This is a genomic window from Sinorhizobium chiapasense, from assembly GCF_045277575.1.
In the GTDB taxonomy this organism is placed as follows: Bacteria; Pseudomonadota; Alphaproteobacteria; order Rhizobiales; family Rhizobiaceae; genus Ensifer; species Ensifer chiapasense_A.
The window spans coordinates 2,788,234-2,801,965 of record NZ_CP144205.1 but is presented as its reverse complement, the minus strand read 5'-3'; the positions used below and the strand labels follow the sequence as shown (position 1 = coordinate 2,801,965).

Sequence of the window (13,732 nt, the reverse complement as noted above, 5' to 3'; positions counted from 1 at the left end):
TCTCAGGCGCCCTTGCGGATGAGGAACCGGTGGCCGCCTTCGGCGGGCGCCGCCTCTTCGAGCTTGTGGCCGTCCTCCTTGCAGAAGTGCGGGATATCGATCACCGCCAGAGGATCTGTCGTTTCGATCTCCAGAAGCGTGCCCGGGGCCAGCGCGGCCATGCGCTTGCGCGTCTTCAAAACGGGAAGGGGGCATTTAAGCCCCCTGAGGTCGTAGACGATCTTGGTCTCGTTCGGCATCAATTGCCCCAGATCTTCCAGAAGGGACGCTTCTTCGGCGGCTCTTCGGTGAGGACAGGCGTTTCCGCCACCGCATCGGGGGCGGGTGCCGTGGCAACGGTCGCCGTCTGCTGTGGCGCGGCGGTGGTTGCCGCGGCTCGCGCCTGCTTCTCGGCCTTTGCCGGCTCCTGAGCCTGTGGCGGGACGGCGGACTGCTGCCCATTCGCTGCTTGATCCGGCGTGATGACGACCGGAGCGGGCATTTGAAGCTCAGGCTCACTCTTGGAGAACAGGCTCCAGAAGGATTTTTTCGCGGGCTGCTCAACGGCCGCCTGCATCACCGGCTGCGGAATGGGGTTGGCGGCTGGAACCGGGACGTGCTTGCCGCCGTCGGTCGCTTTTTCGAGTTCCTTCTTCTGGATCTCGACGGCCTGCTTCGTCTCTTCCGCTTCCTTCTGTTCGGCGAGCTTCTTCTCGAGATCGCTCGCCTTCATCAGCTTGCCGGCATCGAAGGAGTTGCCGGTCGGCGCGTAGGCGAGTTCGCGGCCGACGCGCTGCTTGGCGACGATCGCCTTGCGCTCGGCTTCGCTCGGCTCGTACCAGACCATGCCGTCATACTTCTTGAGGGCCTTGTCGTAGTCGGTCTGGTAGGTCTTCTCGAAGCTCGCCATCGCCACTTGCAGCGCCGGCGGGGTCGACATCGCAGGGCACTGGCCGCTCGGGTTGAACGGGCCGGTGGCCTGCTGGTTGAAGACGTACTTCCTTTCGCAGACATTGACTTCCGGCGGACGTTTGGTGATTTCGAACTGGTCGTAGCCGACCTTCAGCATCTTCCAGAAGTCGATATTCGGATTATTGCGATGGCGCGCCATGTTTTCCGCCGTCATGCGGAAGGGGAAGGCCTGGAGCTGAACGCTTTCCTGGCCACCCTTGAAGGAATCCCGGGCGAGCGCGAAGATCTCGATAATCTGTTCGTCGGTCATCGAGTAGCAGCCGGCCGACGAGCAGGCGCCGTGGATCATCAGATGCGTGCCCTGGCGGCCGTTCGCCTTGTCGTAGGCGTTGGGGTAGCCGGTGTTGATCGCCAGATAATACTTCGAATTGGGATTCAGCTGATGCGGGAAGAGCGGGTAGAAGCCTTCCGGCGCTTGACGATCGCCTTCCTTCACCTTCGGTCCCAGTTTGCCGGACCAGGCGCAGATCTTGTAGCTCTTCAGCAGCTGGAAGCGGTTGGCGGTATTGGCCTTCCAGACCTCGAGCGTGCCTTCCTCCTTGAAGATGCGCAGCGCGATCGGGGCCTGCTTCTGCATCCCGAGTTCGCTCATCTTTTTGACCATCGGTCCGGAGACCTGGTACTCGGTCTTGTTCTTGACGGATTTGAGGTCGACCGATGTCGTCGTGTCAAGCGTTTCATTGGTGCAGCCGGCAAGCGCGGCGACGATGGCGGCGGAGGCTACAAGGTTTCTGAAACGCATCAGCAGAGGCCCGATCAAACCCAAACTCGACTACTTAAATCGATGCCGATTTAAGGAATTACGCAGAAGAGCCCAAGTCCGTGAGGGAGGGCCCTTCAGAGAATCACTAAGCGATTATACTTCACGAATTCTTAACCCTGCAGGGGGCGCCTGCCGATGCGCTGTTCATGACCTCATGAATATGGCCAAGATTTGGCCACACTCCGCTTTGCGGTTGCGAAATCCGCTCCCGCAATCGCCAACCGTCTGGGCGAGATGGGATGGGGCGCGTGGGATTTCCGCCCGCATCCGGCTCCAGCTTAGAGGTTGCGGCCGATATTGAGGTACTTCTGTCGGCGATCCGTGCGCAATTGGTCGCCGTTGCGTCCGGAAAGCTCCTTCAGCGCGTCGGCGATCACGGTTCCGGTGCGGCTGATGACCGCGTTCGGGTCGCGGTGTGCGCCGCCGACCGGCTCCGGAATGATGCCGTCGATGACGCCGAGTGCCTTCAGGTCCTCGGAGGTGATCTTCATGTTGCTGGCGGCTTCCTTGGCGCGGGTCGAATCGCGCCAGAGGATCGAGGCAGCGCCTTCCGGCGAGATGACGCTGTAGATCGCATGCTCCAGCATGTAGACGCGGTTGCCGGTGGCGATCGCGATCGCACCGCCGGAGCCGCCTTCGCCGATGACGACGGTGACGATCGGCACGCGAACATTGAGGCACATCTCGGTGGAGCGGGCGATGGCTTCCGCCTGGCCGCGTTCCTCCGCGCCGACGCCCGGGTAAGCACCTGCGGTGTCGACCAGCGTGATCAGCGGCAGGCTGAAGCGATCGGCCATTTCCATGACGCGGATCGCCTTGCGGTAGCCTTCAGGACGAGGGCTGCCGAAGTTGTGCTTGATGCGCGACTTCGTGTCGTTGCCCTTCTCCTGGCCAAGAACGGCCACGGGCATGCCGCGAAAGCGCGCAAGGCCGGCCTGGATGGCGTCGTCATTGGCGAAGTTGCGGTCGCCGGCAAGCGGTGTGAACTCGGTGAAGAGCTCGGCGGCATAATCGAGGAAGTGCGGGCGCTGGGGGTGGCGGGCGACCTGGGTCTTCTGCCACGGCGTCAGCTTGGAATAGATCTCGACCATCGCGTCGCGGACGCGCGTCTCCAGCCGTTCGATCTCATCCGAAGTGTTCACGCTCTCGTCTTCGCCGGCGAGCTTCTTCAATTCGAGAATCTTGCCTTCGAGGTCCGAGATGGGTTTTTCGAAATCGAGATAGTTGTGCATGAGATGCGTTTCCGATCATTTTGCGACAAGGATATGCGGGCCGAAACCAGCTTCCCGGCGGTCCTAATCCTGTTTTTTCGCCTGTTTGGCAAGAGGGTGATGGTTTTGCACGAGGTTGTGCAGCCGTTCTTCCAGCACATGCGTATAGATTTGTGTCGTTGAAATGTCCGAATGTCCGAGCAGTTCCTGTACCGCACGAAGGTCCGCGCCATTGGCGAGCAGGTGGCTGGCGAAGGCATGCCGCAGCACGTGCGGGGAAATCGTGGCGACCCTTATGCCGGCACGTGCGGCAAGCGATTTCAGATCGCGCGCAAAGACCTGGCGCGGCAGGAAGCCCTGCTTGCCGGAAGACGGGAAGAGCCAGGGGCTTTCGCGGCCGCCCGCTTCCTCATTCGCCATCTCCTCTGCGAGCGCCTCGCCATAGGCCCGCATTGCCCGGATCGCGGCCTGCGAAAGCGGCACGAGCCGCTCCTTGTTGCCCTTGCCGCGGATGACCAGGAAGCGGCCGTTCTGCGCCAGCACGCTTGCCGGCAGCGAGACCAGTTCGCTGACACGCATGCCGGTGGCGTAGAGCAGCTCGATCAGCGCATGCATGCGCAAGCGGGCAAGGCGGTCGGGCCCGCCTGCCGCGGCTTCCGTCTCCGCTTGCCCAATCAGCCGCGAGACGTCGTCGACGCTCAGCGTCTTCGGCAGGCTGCGCCCCTTCTTCGGGGCGTCGAGAATTCCGGTCGGATCGTCGCCGCGCATACCTTCGGCGTAAAGGAACTTGTAGAATTGCCGGAGCGCCGAGAGACGTCGTGCCTGCGACGAGGGCTTGAAGCCCTGGCTGGCAAGATGGGCGAGATAGGTACGAAGATCGTCCGGTGTCGCCCCTGTTAGTCCGGTTCCGAGCGTGCGCAGATGCGAGGAGGCGTCCTCCAGGTCGCGCTCATAGGATTGCAGCGTGTTGACGGCAGCGCCGCGCTCGGCGCTCATCATTTCGAGGAAGGCCTCGACATGGGCTGCGGAAAGATCGTTCATTGGGGCTTGTTCACCCGCTCGGACGGTATTTTCACGGTCACGTCCCGCTCTACCGGCTCGACAAAGGTGACGAGGGAGACCATCGTGCCGTAGACTATTCCGGCGATAACGGCGCAGAAGAACAGGAACCGGAATAGGGTCGGCATTTCAATCTCCTCTGCATGAGCCCTTCGATGAAGCGGACGCAAGGATACGCATGCAGGCGTTCAAACGGCCAGTGCGGTTCACGCGTTCGAAGGAATACGCGGCGCAATGGCGGGTGCCAGACCTATATGAACGCCGCGTCGGCCGAGTTCAAGAACCGTGAGCGGACGCGCGCGACGACTTGACGCTACACCCCGATTTGTCGATACCGAAAGGGAATGGGGAATAAGAAGTCCAATGAACGACGTGATCGAACCGGTTTCCGCAACGCTTGCCGAGCAGGCGAAGCTTGTACTCGGTAAACGCAATCTCGTGTTCATCGGCCTGATGGGTGCCGGCAAGTCGGCAATCGGACGGTTGACCGCCCAGGCACTTGGCATTCCCTTCGTCGATTCCGACCACGAGATCGAGCGCGTCTCGCGCATGACGATCAGCGATCTCTTCGCCCGCTACGGCGAGGAGGAGTTCCGCGCGCTGGAAACGCGGGTGTTGAAGCGCCTGCTGAGGAGTGGACCGCGCGTCGTTTCCACCGGCGGCGGCGCCTATATCAACGAGCGCTCACGCCGACAGATCAAGAAGGGCGGCCTGACGGTCTGGCTCAATGCCGAACTCGACGTACTCTGGGAACGGGTGAACAAGCGCGATACCCGGCCGCTCCTAAAGACGGAAAATCCCAAGCAGACGCTCGAAAACCTGATGAACGCGCGCTACCCGATCTACGCCGAAGCCGACCTGACCGTGTTGTCGCGCGATGTGAAGAAAGAGACGATGGTGGAAGACGTTCTCGCCGCCGTCATCGAACACCAGGACAAGAAAAGTCATGAATAGCCATGCGATGCCCGCTGCCGAACGCCAGGTCCGCGTCGACCTCGGCGATCGTTCCTACGATATCCTGATCGGTCCCGGGCTGATTGCGGCCGCCGGCGAGCAGATCGCAGCCCGCCTCAAGGGGCGGAAGATGGCCGTCATCACCGACGAGAACGTCGCGCCTCGCTATCTCGAGCCGCTGATGGCGAGCTTGAAGGGGCGTGACATCGATGCGGTGTCGCTCGTGCTGCCCGCCGGCGAGAAGACCAAGAGTTTCGAGCACCTGATCCCGGTTTGCGAAACCGTGCTCGGCGCCCGGATCGAACGCAACGATGCGGTGATCGCGCTCGGCGGCGGCGTCATCGGCGATCTCACCGGCTTCGCCGCCGGCATCGTGCGCCGGGGTTCGCGTTTCATCCAGATCCCGACTTCGCTCTTGGCACAGGTCGATTCCTCCGTCGGCGGCAAGACCGGCATCAATTCTCCGCACGGCAAGAACCTGATCGGCGTCTTCCATCAGCCGGACCTGGTGCTTGCCGATACGGACGTGCTCAATACGCTGAGCCCGCGCGAGTTCCGCGCGGGCTATGCCGAGGTCGCAAAGTATGGGCTGATCGACAAGCCGGACTTCTTCGCCTGGCTCGAAAAGAACTGGCAGGCGGTCTTTGCCGGCGGTGCGGCTCGCATCGAGGCGATCGCGGTGAGCTGCCAGGCCAAGGCCGATGTCGTCGCGGCGGACGAGCGCGAGAACGGTTTGCGGGCGCTGCTCAATCTTGGCCACACCTTCGGTCACGCGCTGGAGGCGGCGACCGAATATGACAGCGCGCGGCTCGTGCACGGCGAGGGCGTTTCGATCGGCATGGTGCTGGCGCATCAGTTCTCGGCACGCATGAACCTTGCGAGCCCCGACGATGCGACGCGCGTGGAGGCACATCTGAAAACCGTGGGGCTGCCGACGCGCATGTCGGAAATCCCCGGTACGCTGCCGCCGGCCGAGCGGCTGATGGACGCGATCGCCCAGGACAAGAAGGTCAAGGGCGGCAAGCTCACCTTCATCCTGACGCGCGGCATCGGACAATCCTTTGTCGCCGATGACGTTCCGGCATCGGAGGTCCTGAGCTTCCTGAGGGAAAAACATCCGCAATGAGCGGCGAAGCCTTTATAGCTTTTCTGGCGGAATACTGGCTGTCGATCCTCTCGGTCTTCTGCCTGCTCGTGCTCTCGGCGTTCTTCTCCGGCTCGGAGACAGCGCTGACGGCCGCCTCGCGCTCACGCATGCATACGCTGGAGAACAATGGCGAAGAGCGCGCCGGCATCGTCAACCGGCTGATCGAACGGCGCGACAGGTTGATTGGCACGCTGCTGATCGGCAACAATCTCGTCAACATCCTGGCTTCGTCGCTGACGACGAGCCTGCTGATCGGCCTTTTCGGCGATTCCGGCGTGGCGATCGCGACGCTCGCCATGACCGTGCTGCTCGTCATCTTCTCGGAAGTGCTGCCGAAGAGCTGGGCGATCGCCTCTCCTGATCGCTTCGCGCTGGCCGTCGCGCCGCTCGTTCGTCCCTTCGTCGCGATCGTCGGGCCGGTCTCCAGCGTGGTCAACGGCATCGTCCGGCGCCTGCTCAACATCTTCGGCATCAACCTCGCCGCTGACATGTCGATGCTCTCGGCGCATGAGGAGTTGCGCGGCGCGGTGGACCTGCTCCACCGCGAAGGCTCGGTGATCAAGGCGGACCGTGACCGGCTGGGCGGTGTGCTCGATCTCGGCGAGCTCGAAATCTCCGACATCATGATCCACCGCACCAGCATGCGGGCGATCAACGCCGACGAGCCGCCGGAAACCTGCGTCCGCGACATTCTCGAAAGCCCGTTCACGCGGCTTCCGCTCTGGCGTGGCTCGACCGACAACATCATCGGCGTCGTTCATTCCAAGGACCTGCTGCGGGCGCTCGCGGAGCCGAACGTCGAGCCGGAAAACCTCGATATCGTCAAGATCGCGCAGAAGCCCTGGTTCGTGCCCGACACGACCAACCTCAAGGACCAGCTCAACGCCTTCCTGCGCCGCAAGCTGCACCTTGCGATCGTCGTCGATGAGTATGGCCAGGTTCAGGGCCTGGTGACGCTGGAAGACATTCTGGAGGAGATCGTCGGCGACATTGCCGATGAGCACGACCTCGATATCCAGGGCGTCCGACAGGAGGCCGATGGCTCGATCGTCGTCGACGGATCGGTACCGATCCGCGATCTCAACCGCGCGCTCGACTGGTCATTGCCGGATGAGGAAGCGACGACGGTTGCCGGCCTGGTGATCCACGAGTCCAAGAGCATTCCGGAAGAGCGCCAGGCCTTCACCTTCCACGGCAAGCGCTTCATCGTGATGAAGCGCGTGAGGAACCGGATCACCAAGCTGCGCATCCGGCCGGCGGAAGACGGTGCCGCTCCGACGGTCTGAATGATAGCCGATCGCTACCAGCGGGTCGCCTCACCGGGTGCCGCCGGCTCGACCGCAAGGGCATGCAGGCCGGCATCGAGTTCCGGCTTCAGAAGGTCGTTGATCGCGCGGTGGCGAGCGACGCGGCTCATGCCGGTAAAGGCGCTCGAAACGATACGCACCCGCAGGTGGGTTTCGCCGCCGCCGTCGAAGCCGGGCTGATGGCCGGCATGCATATGGCTCTCGTTGATGACCGCCAGTCTCTCGGGGTGGAAGGCCTCGATCAGCTTCTTTTCGATCGTGTCGGTGAGTGACATTCTTCCGTCCCATTTCCTTGATTGTTTGACGCCCCCTCGCGGGTCTGTCGAACCCGGCAGTCGCAGGCTCGGCGGCGCAAAATGCCCGCACAAAGCCAGCAACATTCTACTTTGTCAATTCTTGTTGTGGCCCCGGCCAAACCCCATAATGAGCGCCATGAGACTCGATTCAAAATACTTCGATCGTATCCGCACCCGGCGCAAGGTCGAGCCGCGGGCGGAGCCGGCTGCGCCCGTCTGCCAGTGGGACGGCTGTGATCAGAAAGGCGTGCATCGGGCGCCCGTCGGCCGCAATGCCGAGGGGCAATACTTCATGTTCTGCTTCGAGCACGTGAAGGAGTACAACAAGGGGTACAATTATTTCTCCGGCCTGTCCGACAGCGAGGTTGCGCGCTACCAGAAGGAAGCGGTGACCGGTCACCGGCCGACCTGGACCGTTGGCGTCAACAAGAACGCCAGGAATGGTCCGACTCAATCGCAGATGCGATCCGGCACCGCGGGCGCCCAGGCGCGCATGCGCGATCCCTTCGGCTTCGTCAGCGAGGCGCGGGCGCGTTCCGGCCGCCCGGAGCCGCGCCAGCGCAAGTTGAAGACGCTCGAGGCGAAGGCCTTCGAAACGCTCGGTCTCGGTGCTTCGGCGACCGCTGCGGATATCAAGGCCGCCTACAAGGATCTCGTCAAAAAGCATCACCCCGATGCCAATGGCGGAGATAGAGGATCGGAAGAGCGTTTTCGCGCCGTTATTCAAGCCTACCAATTGTTAAAACAGGCTGGTTTCTGCTAACAACGCGGATTATTACAGAAGCACTTTTGCAGGCGAATGCGCGGGTGCCGTCCGGTGGCCGCTCTGGAGACATGATGAGCAAGATTGACCTCGATATTTCCAACCTCCCCGACACGACGATCTCTGTCCGGGAGGTTTTCGGCATTGATACGGATTTGCGCGTTCCTGCCTATTCGAAGGGCGACGCTTATGTGCCGGACCTCGATCCGGACTACCTCTTCGACCGCGAAACGACGCTCGCCATTCTCGCAGGCTTCGCCCACAACCGACGCGTGATGGTGTCGGGCTATCACGGTACCGGCAAGTCCACCCATATCGAGCAGGTCGCCGCCCGCCTCAACTGGCCGTGCGTGCGTGTCAACCTCGACAGCCATGTCAGCCGTATCGACCTCGTCGGCAAGGACGCGATCGTCGTCAAGGACGGTCTGCAGGTCACCGAATTCAAGGACGGCATCCTGCCCTGGGCCTACCAGCACAATGTCGCGCTGGTCTTCGACGAATACGACGCCGGCCGTCCGGACGTGATGTTCGTCATCCAGCGCGTTCTGGAATCCTCCGGCCGCCTGACGCTGCTTGACCAGAGCCGCGTCATCCGCCCGCACCCGGCCTTCCGCCTGTTCGCGACCGCCAACACTGTCGGCCTCGGCGATACGACCGGCCTCTACCACGGCACGCAGCAGATCAACCAGGCGCAGATGGACCGCTGGTCGATCGTGACGACGCTGAACTACCTGCCGCATGACAAGGAAGTCGACATCGTCGCTGCCAAGGTGAAGGGCTTCACCGCCGACAAGGGCCGTGAAACCGTATCCAAGATGGTCCGCGTTGCCGACCTCACGCGCGCTGCCTTCATCAATGGCGATCTTTCGACCGTCATGAGCCCGCGTACGGTCATTACCTGGGCCGAGAACGCCCATATCTTCGGCGACATCGCCTTTGCCTTCCGCGTAACCTTCCTCAACAAGTGCGACGAGTTGGAACGGGCGCTGGTCGCCGAGCACTATCAGCGCGCCTTCGGCATCGAGCTGAAGGAAAGCGCTGCCAACATCGTGCTCGAAGCCACTGCCTGATCCTTGGTCTGCCTTCCCCTTGGGGAGGGCGGACTGTGACGCTGTGGCAAACTCGATGATGCCCGACAGCGCCGCGCGTCTTGTCAGACGCGCAAAGATCGCGGTAGCAGTTTGAATTGCTGCATGTTTTGTCCTTTGATTGGCAACGATCAAAGGAACCATGCAGTAGCGGGGCATCATCGCCGCTGGCTGAAGAAGGAACTGTCGTGAGCTCGAACTCGAAGGCAAAGCCAACCACGCGCGAGAACGCTGCGGAACCGTTCAAGCGGGCGCTTTCCGGCTGCATCCGATCGATCGCGGGCGATGCCGAGGTGGAAGTCGCCTTCGCCAACGAGCGGCCGGGCATGACCGGCGAGCGCATTCGCCTGCCGGAACTCTCCAAGCGCCCGACGCTTCAGGAGCTTTCCGTGACCCGCGGTCTCGGTGACAGCATGGCGCTGCGCAAGGCCTGTCACGATGCGCGCATCCACGCGACAATGTCGCCGCAGGGGGCGGACGCCCGCGCGATCTTCGACGCGGTGGAACAGGCTCGCGTCGAGGCGATCGGTGCGCTGCGCATGGCGGGTGTCGCCAAGAACCTGAACGTCATGCTCGAGGAGAAATACGCCAAGGCGAATTTCGCCACGATCGAGCGGCAGGCGGACGCGCCGCTCGGTGAAGCCGTGGCGCTGCTGGTGCGCGAAAAGCTGACCGGCGAGAAGCCGCCGGCATCCGCCGGCAAGGTGCTCGACCTCTGGCGCGAGTTCATCGAGGGCAAGGCTGCCGGCGACATCAAGAACCTGTCGTCGACGATCAACGACCAGCAGGCTTTCGCCCGGGTCGTCCGCGACATGCTGACCTCGATGGAGGTCGCCGAGAAATACGGTGACGACGACGTCGAACCGGACGAGCAGGAGAGCGAGACCGACGAAGACCAGCCGCGCAGCCAGGAGCAGGACGAGAACGCCAGCGACGAGGAAGCCGGCGACGACGCTGCGCCCGCCGACGAAAACCAGGCTGCCGAAGAGCAGATGGAAGAAGGCGAGATGGACGGCGCGGAGATCTCCGACGACGACCTCCAGGATGAAGGCGACGAGGACAGCGAGACGCCGGGCGAGGTCAAGCGCCCGAACCAGCCCTTTGCCGACTTCAACGAAAAGGTCGACTACGCCGTCTTCACCCGCGAGTTCGACGAGACGATCGCTTCGGAAGAGCTGTGCGACGAGGCCGAGCTCGACCGGCTGCGCGCCTTCCTCGACAAGCAGCTTGCCCACCTCCAGGGCGCGGTCGGGCGCCTTGCCAACCGCCTGCAGCGCCGGCTGATGGCGCAGCAGAACCGTTCCTGGGAATTCGACCTCGAAGAGGGCTATCTCGACACGGCGCGGCTGCAGCGCATCATCATCGACCCGATGCAGCCGCTTTCCTTCAAGCGCGAGAAGGACACCAACTTCCGCGATACGGTCGTGACGCTGCTGATCGACAATTCCGGCTCGATGCGTGGCCGACCGATCACGGTTGCGGCCACATGTGCTGACATCCTGGCGCGCACGCTGGAACGCTGCGGCGTCAAGGTCGAGATCCTCGGCTTTACCACCAAAGCGTGGAAGGGCGGACAGTCACGCGAGAAGTGGCTGGCTGGCGGCAAGCCGCAGGCGCCGGGTCGGCTGAATGACCTGCGCCATATCATCTACAAGTCCGCCGATGCGCCCTGGCGCCGCGCGCGGCGCAACCTCGGCCTGATGATGCGCGAGGGCCTGCTCAAGGAAAACATCGACGGCGAGGCGCTGATGTGGGCGCATGAGCGGTTGATGGCGCGTCGCGAACAGCGCCGCATCCTGATGATGATCTCCGACGGCGCACCGGTCGACGACTCGACCCTTTCGGTGAACCCCGGAAACTATCTGGAGCGGCACCTGCGCGCGGTGATCGAGCAGATCGAAACGCGCTCGCCGGTAGAACTGCTGGCGATCGGCATCGGCCACGACGTGACGCGCTACTATCGCCGCGCTGTAACGATCGTCGACGCCGATGAACTCGCCGGCGCCATGACCGAGCAACTGGCCGCACTCTTCGAGGACGAAAGCCAGCGCCGCGGCTCGTCGCGCCATCGCCGTGCGGGATAATCCTATCGTTCGGAGGTGGCCTTGCCGCTTCCGAACGTCACTCGGGCGCAGCACGTTACGGCTCTCCGCCGAAGTCAATTTACGGACAAAGTTTTACGGTCTACCAAGCTGCTGCGATGATCTCAGTGCGCCGTGGCGGGTGCCCCTCGTGGTCGTGCTCCGTTTCATTCCCGACGCTTTCCCCCTGAAGGTACTCTCCCCATGCTTGGCCGCGGACTTCTAGCCCTCCTGCTTCTGGCGTCGACCGGCTCGGCATGGGCCGCCTCGAACAGCGAAACTTTGCCGATCCGCAGCCGCCAGATCACGAGCTTCGCGGTTGGATCGAGCGACACCCGGTTCGGCGCGCTGGAGTTTGTCGGCGGGTTGGAAATGACATCGCCGAATTCCCTGTTCGGCGCCGTGTCGGCGATCCGTTTTCGACCTGATGGTACCTCGTTTATCGCGATCATGGACACCGGCCATTGGCTCGAAGGCGCGGTGACCCGCGATGCGGACGGCCGGCTTTCCGGTCTCACGGATCTCACCGCCACGCCGATGGCCGACCGAAACGGTGACGTCGGCCTGGCGAAGTGGAAGGTGGATTCCGAAGGATTGGCGCTCCGGTCGGGGCAGGTGGTTGTCAGCTACGAGCAGGCGCATCGCATCGACATCTACCCGGACCCGGGTTTTGCGGCTTCGACGCCGATCGGCAGCCTGGCCTTGCCGTTCCCGATCAAGGAGCTGCGCAACAATGGCGGCATCGAGACCATTGCGGTCGCGCCAAAGAACAGCCCGCTGGCCGGTGCGACGATCGCTGTTGCCGAGCGCAGCGTCGACAAGGCGGACAATCTGCTGGCGGGTATTCTCGACGGGCCAAAGCGTGGCGCGTTTAGCGTCGTGCGCAAGGATCCCTATGCGGTGACGGATGGGGCGTTCCTGCCGAACGGCGACCTGTTGCTCCTGGAGCGGCGCTTCTCGTTCGGTTCGGGTCTCGGAATGCAGATCCGTCGTATCGCCGGGGATACGATCAAGCCCGGCGCTGTGGTCGATGGGGAGGTCCTCTTCGAAGCCGACATGCGCTACCAGATCGACAATATGGAAGGGCTCGACGTTGTCGCCCGACCGGACGGCGAAGTCCGGGTGATCGTCGTTTCGGACGACAACCATTCGATTCTCGAGCGCAACCTGATACTTGAGTTCCGCCTCACATCGCCTCTGACGCAATAGAGCGATCCCAGGAAGAGCGCGAAGCGGTTTCCGTTGGGCAATAGCTGGCCGCGGAAATGGAAAAGCCGCTGACATCGGTCCATGCAACCGGCGTCAGCGGCTCGAGCCTTATTGTCGGATCGTGCTTAGATCATTTCACTGTTTCACAGATATAGTGAAATGATCTAACCTTTTGAAATTACGCAATTCCGGACGGAAAACCGTTTCACACTTTTCAGGAGTTGCTCTAGGCGGCGGCCTTTTCGGCCACCGGCATCGGCTTGATGACGCTCATCAGTGCGCCATAGGGCAGCAGCATGACGAGGCCGCAGAGGATCTTGACGCTCAGGTCGCCGATCGCCCAGGAGATCCAGCGTGGTGCCTCGGCCGCGAGCACGCCGAGAAGCGGCGCGGTCTCCAGCGCGAAGCTGTCGTTCGGGCCGAAGAACACGAAGAACGGCGCAAAGGCGAAAGAGAAGAACATGGCGGTGTCGAGCGCCGAGCCGATCAGCGAGCCCGCCAGCGGCGCATGCCACCAGCTCTGGCGGCGCAGGCGGTTGAACACGGAGATGTCGAGAAGCTGACCGAACAGGAACGCAGAGCCCGAGGCAATGGCGATCCGCGGCGTGGCGGCGACAAAGGAGAGCAGGATGGCGACGATGAAGCCGGCGACCACCACGCGGCGCGCGAGGCGCGGCCCGAACTGCCGGTTTGTGAGGTCCGTCACCAGGAAAGCGAAGGGATAGCTGAAAGCGCCCCAGGTCAGGAGATCACCGAGCTGCATGCCGGCAATCGAGCCCGGCAGAGGAAACTGAACGAGGATATTCGAGGCGACGACCACGAGGGTCATCAGCGCGACATAGATGAAGAATGTACGGTTGATCAGCATTTTTTTATCCTGGGAGATGCCACCAGCTAGAGAAA

At 62.7% G+C, this 13,732-nt stretch carries 14 protein-coding genes; 7 read left to right on the top strand and 7 right to left on the bottom strand.

Annotated elements, in window-relative coordinates; translation table 11 throughout:
• Nucleotides 1-2: 2 nt before the first annotated feature.
• From QM996_RS13585 to QM996_RS13565, 5 genes are all read right to left on the bottom strand, one after another.
• Nucleotides 3-239, bottom strand: a complete 237-nt coding sequence (locus tag QM996_RS13585) for a sulfurtransferase TusA family protein (RefSeq protein WP_500267931.1) — start codon at nucleotides 237-239, stop codon at nucleotides 3-5.
• Nucleotides 239-1,693 (bottom strand): L,D-transpeptidase family protein, encoded by a 1,455-nt coding sequence (locus QM996_RS13580; RefSeq protein WP_500267930.1) that lies wholly within the window; start codon nucleotides 1,691-1,693, stop codon nucleotides 239-241. Before QM996_RS13580 ends, QM996_RS13585 begins: the two co-directional genes overlap by 1 nt.
• A 299-nt stretch (nucleotides 1,694-1,992) precedes the next feature.
• The gene (locus QM996_RS13575; protein WP_173520522.1) at nucleotides 1,993-2,946 is read right to left on the bottom strand and encodes an acetyl-CoA carboxylase carboxyltransferase subunit alpha; all 954 of its coding nucleotides are present in this window, start codon (nucleotides 2,944-2,946) and stop codon (nucleotides 1,993-1,995) included.
• A 63-nt stretch (nucleotides 2,947-3,009) separates the two neighbouring features.
• Nucleotides 3,010-3,966: a site-specific tyrosine recombinase XerD gene (gene xerD, locus QM996_RS13570; protein ID WP_500267929.1), complete on the bottom strand. Its 957-nt coding sequence runs from the start codon at nucleotides 3,964-3,966 to the stop codon at nucleotides 3,010-3,012.
• On the bottom strand, nucleotides 3,963-4,112 hold the full coding sequence (locus tag QM996_RS13565; RefSeq protein ID WP_173520524.1) for a hypothetical protein: 150 nt from the start codon (nucleotides 4,110-4,112) through the stop codon (nucleotides 3,963-3,965). Before QM996_RS13565 ends, xerD begins: the two co-directional genes overlap by 4 nt.
• 235 nt (nucleotides 4,113-4,347) lie before the next feature.
• Here QM996_RS13565 and QM996_RS13560 point away from each other — a divergent pair, with 235 nt between their 5' ends.
• Genes QM996_RS13560 through QM996_RS13550 form a run of 3 tightly spaced genes read left to right on the top strand, consistent with a single transcriptional unit; the run spans nucleotide 4,348 to nucleotide 7,371 of the window.
• A complete protein-coding gene (locus QM996_RS13560) occupies nucleotides 4,348-4,938 on the top strand; it encodes a shikimate kinase (protein ID WP_500267928.1) in 591 nt (196 codons plus the stop codon).
• Nucleotides 4,931-6,064 carry a 3-dehydroquinate synthase family protein gene (gene aroB / locus QM996_RS13555; RefSeq protein WP_500267927.1) on the top strand — a complete coding sequence of 378 codons (1,134 nt, stop codon included), beginning with the start codon at nucleotides 4,931-4,933 and terminating at the stop codon, nucleotides 6,062-6,064. Before QM996_RS13560 ends, aroB begins: the two co-directional genes overlap by 8 nt.
• Nucleotides 6,061-7,371 carry an HlyC/CorC family transporter gene (locus tag QM996_RS13550; protein ID WP_500267926.1) on the top strand — a complete coding sequence of 437 codons (1,311 nt, stop codon included), beginning with the start codon at nucleotides 6,061-6,063 and terminating at the stop codon, nucleotides 7,369-7,371. Before aroB ends, QM996_RS13550 begins: the two co-directional genes overlap by 4 nt.
• A 14-nt stretch (nucleotides 7,372-7,385) precedes the next feature.
• On the opposite strand, the gene QM996_RS13545 is transcribed toward QM996_RS13550, so the two are convergent.
• Nucleotides 7,386-7,667 (bottom strand): BolA family protein, encoded by a 282-nt coding sequence (locus QM996_RS13545; RefSeq protein WP_057254747.1) that lies wholly within the window; start codon nucleotides 7,665-7,667, stop codon nucleotides 7,386-7,388.
• Between the two features lie 148 nt (nucleotides 7,668-7,815).
• Between QM996_RS13545 and QM996_RS13540 the strand changes: the two genes are divergently transcribed.
• The 4 genes from QM996_RS13540 (at nucleotide 7,816) to QM996_RS13525 (ending at nucleotide 12,829) form a co-directional block, all read left to right on the top strand.
• Nucleotides 7,816-8,451, top strand: a complete 636-nt coding sequence (locus tag QM996_RS13540) for a J domain-containing protein (RefSeq protein ID WP_500267925.1) — start codon at nucleotides 7,816-7,818, stop codon at nucleotides 8,449-8,451.
• 74 nt (nucleotides 8,452-8,525) lie between these two features.
• Complete coding sequence (gene cobS, locus QM996_RS13535) at nucleotides 8,526-9,521, top strand: cobaltochelatase subunit CobS (protein ID WP_034806552.1); 996 nt, start codon at nucleotides 8,526-8,528, stop codon at nucleotides 9,519-9,521.
• A gap of 206 nt (nucleotides 9,522-9,727) precedes the next feature.
• Nucleotides 9,728-11,623 carry a cobaltochelatase subunit CobT gene (gene cobT, locus QM996_RS13530; RefSeq protein WP_500267924.1) on the top strand — a complete coding sequence of 632 codons (1,896 nt, stop codon included), beginning with the start codon at nucleotides 9,728-9,730 and terminating at the stop codon, nucleotides 11,621-11,623.
• A gap of 201 nt (nucleotides 11,624-11,824) precedes the next feature.
• Nucleotides 11,825-12,829 (top strand): esterase-like activity of phytase family protein, encoded by a 1,005-nt coding sequence (locus QM996_RS13525; protein WP_500267923.1) that lies wholly within the window; start codon nucleotides 11,825-11,827, stop codon nucleotides 12,827-12,829.
• A gap of 226 nt (nucleotides 12,830-13,055) precedes the next feature.
• Here QM996_RS13525 and QM996_RS13520 read toward each other — a convergent pair whose 3' ends face one another.
• Nucleotides 13,056-13,697, bottom strand: coding sequence for a 7-cyano-7-deazaguanine/7-aminomethyl-7-deazaguanine transporter (locus tag QM996_RS13520; protein WP_500267922.1), 642 nt, complete (start codon nucleotides 13,695-13,697; stop codon nucleotides 13,056-13,058).
• Between the last annotated feature and the right edge of the window lie 35 nt (nucleotides 13,698-13,732).

Coding starts and splice junctions, on each gene's coding strand:
- QM996_RS13585 (WP_500267931.1), bottom strand. CDS start 239: ATGCCGAACGAGACCAAGATCGTCTACGACCTCAGGGGGCTTAAATGC.
- QM996_RS13580 (WP_500267930.1), bottom strand. CDS start 1,693: ATGCGTTTCAGAAACCTTGTAGCCTCCGCCGCCATCGTCGCCGCGCTT.
- QM996_RS13575 (WP_173520522.1), bottom strand. CDS start 2,946: ATGCACAACTATCTCGATTTCGAAAAACCCATCTCGGACCTCGAAGGC.
- xerD (WP_500267929.1), bottom strand. CDS start 3,966: ATGAACGATCTTTCCGCAGCCCATGTCGAGGCCTTCCTCGAAATGATG.
- QM996_RS13565 (WP_173520524.1), bottom strand. CDS start 4,112: ATGCCGACCCTATTCCGGTTCCTGTTCTTCTGCGCCGTTATCGCCGGA.
- QM996_RS13560 (WP_500267928.1), top strand. CDS start 4,348: ATGAACGACGTGATCGAACCGGTTTCCGCAACGCTTGCCGAGCAGGCG.
- aroB (WP_500267927.1), top strand. CDS start 4,931: ATGAATAGCCATGCGATGCCCGCTGCCGAACGCCAGGTCCGCGTCGAC.
- QM996_RS13550 (WP_500267926.1), top strand. CDS start 6,061: ATGAGCGGCGAAGCCTTTATAGCTTTTCTGGCGGAATACTGGCTGTCG.
- QM996_RS13545 (WP_057254747.1), bottom strand. CDS start 7,667: ATGTCACTCACCGACACGATCGAAAAGAAGCTGATCGAGGCCTTCCAC.
- QM996_RS13540 (WP_500267925.1), top strand. CDS start 7,816: ATGAGCGCCATGAGACTCGATTCAAAATACTTCGATCGTATCCGCACC.
- cobS (WP_034806552.1), top strand. CDS start 8,526: ATGAGCAAGATTGACCTCGATATTTCCAACCTCCCCGACACGACGATC.
- QM996_RS13525 (WP_500267923.1), top strand. CDS start 11,825: ATGCTTGGCCGCGGACTTCTAGCCCTCCTGCTTCTGGCGTCGACCGGC.
- QM996_RS13520 (WP_500267922.1), bottom strand. CDS start 13,697: ATGCTGATCAACCGTACATTCTTCATCTATGTCGCGCTGATGACCCTC.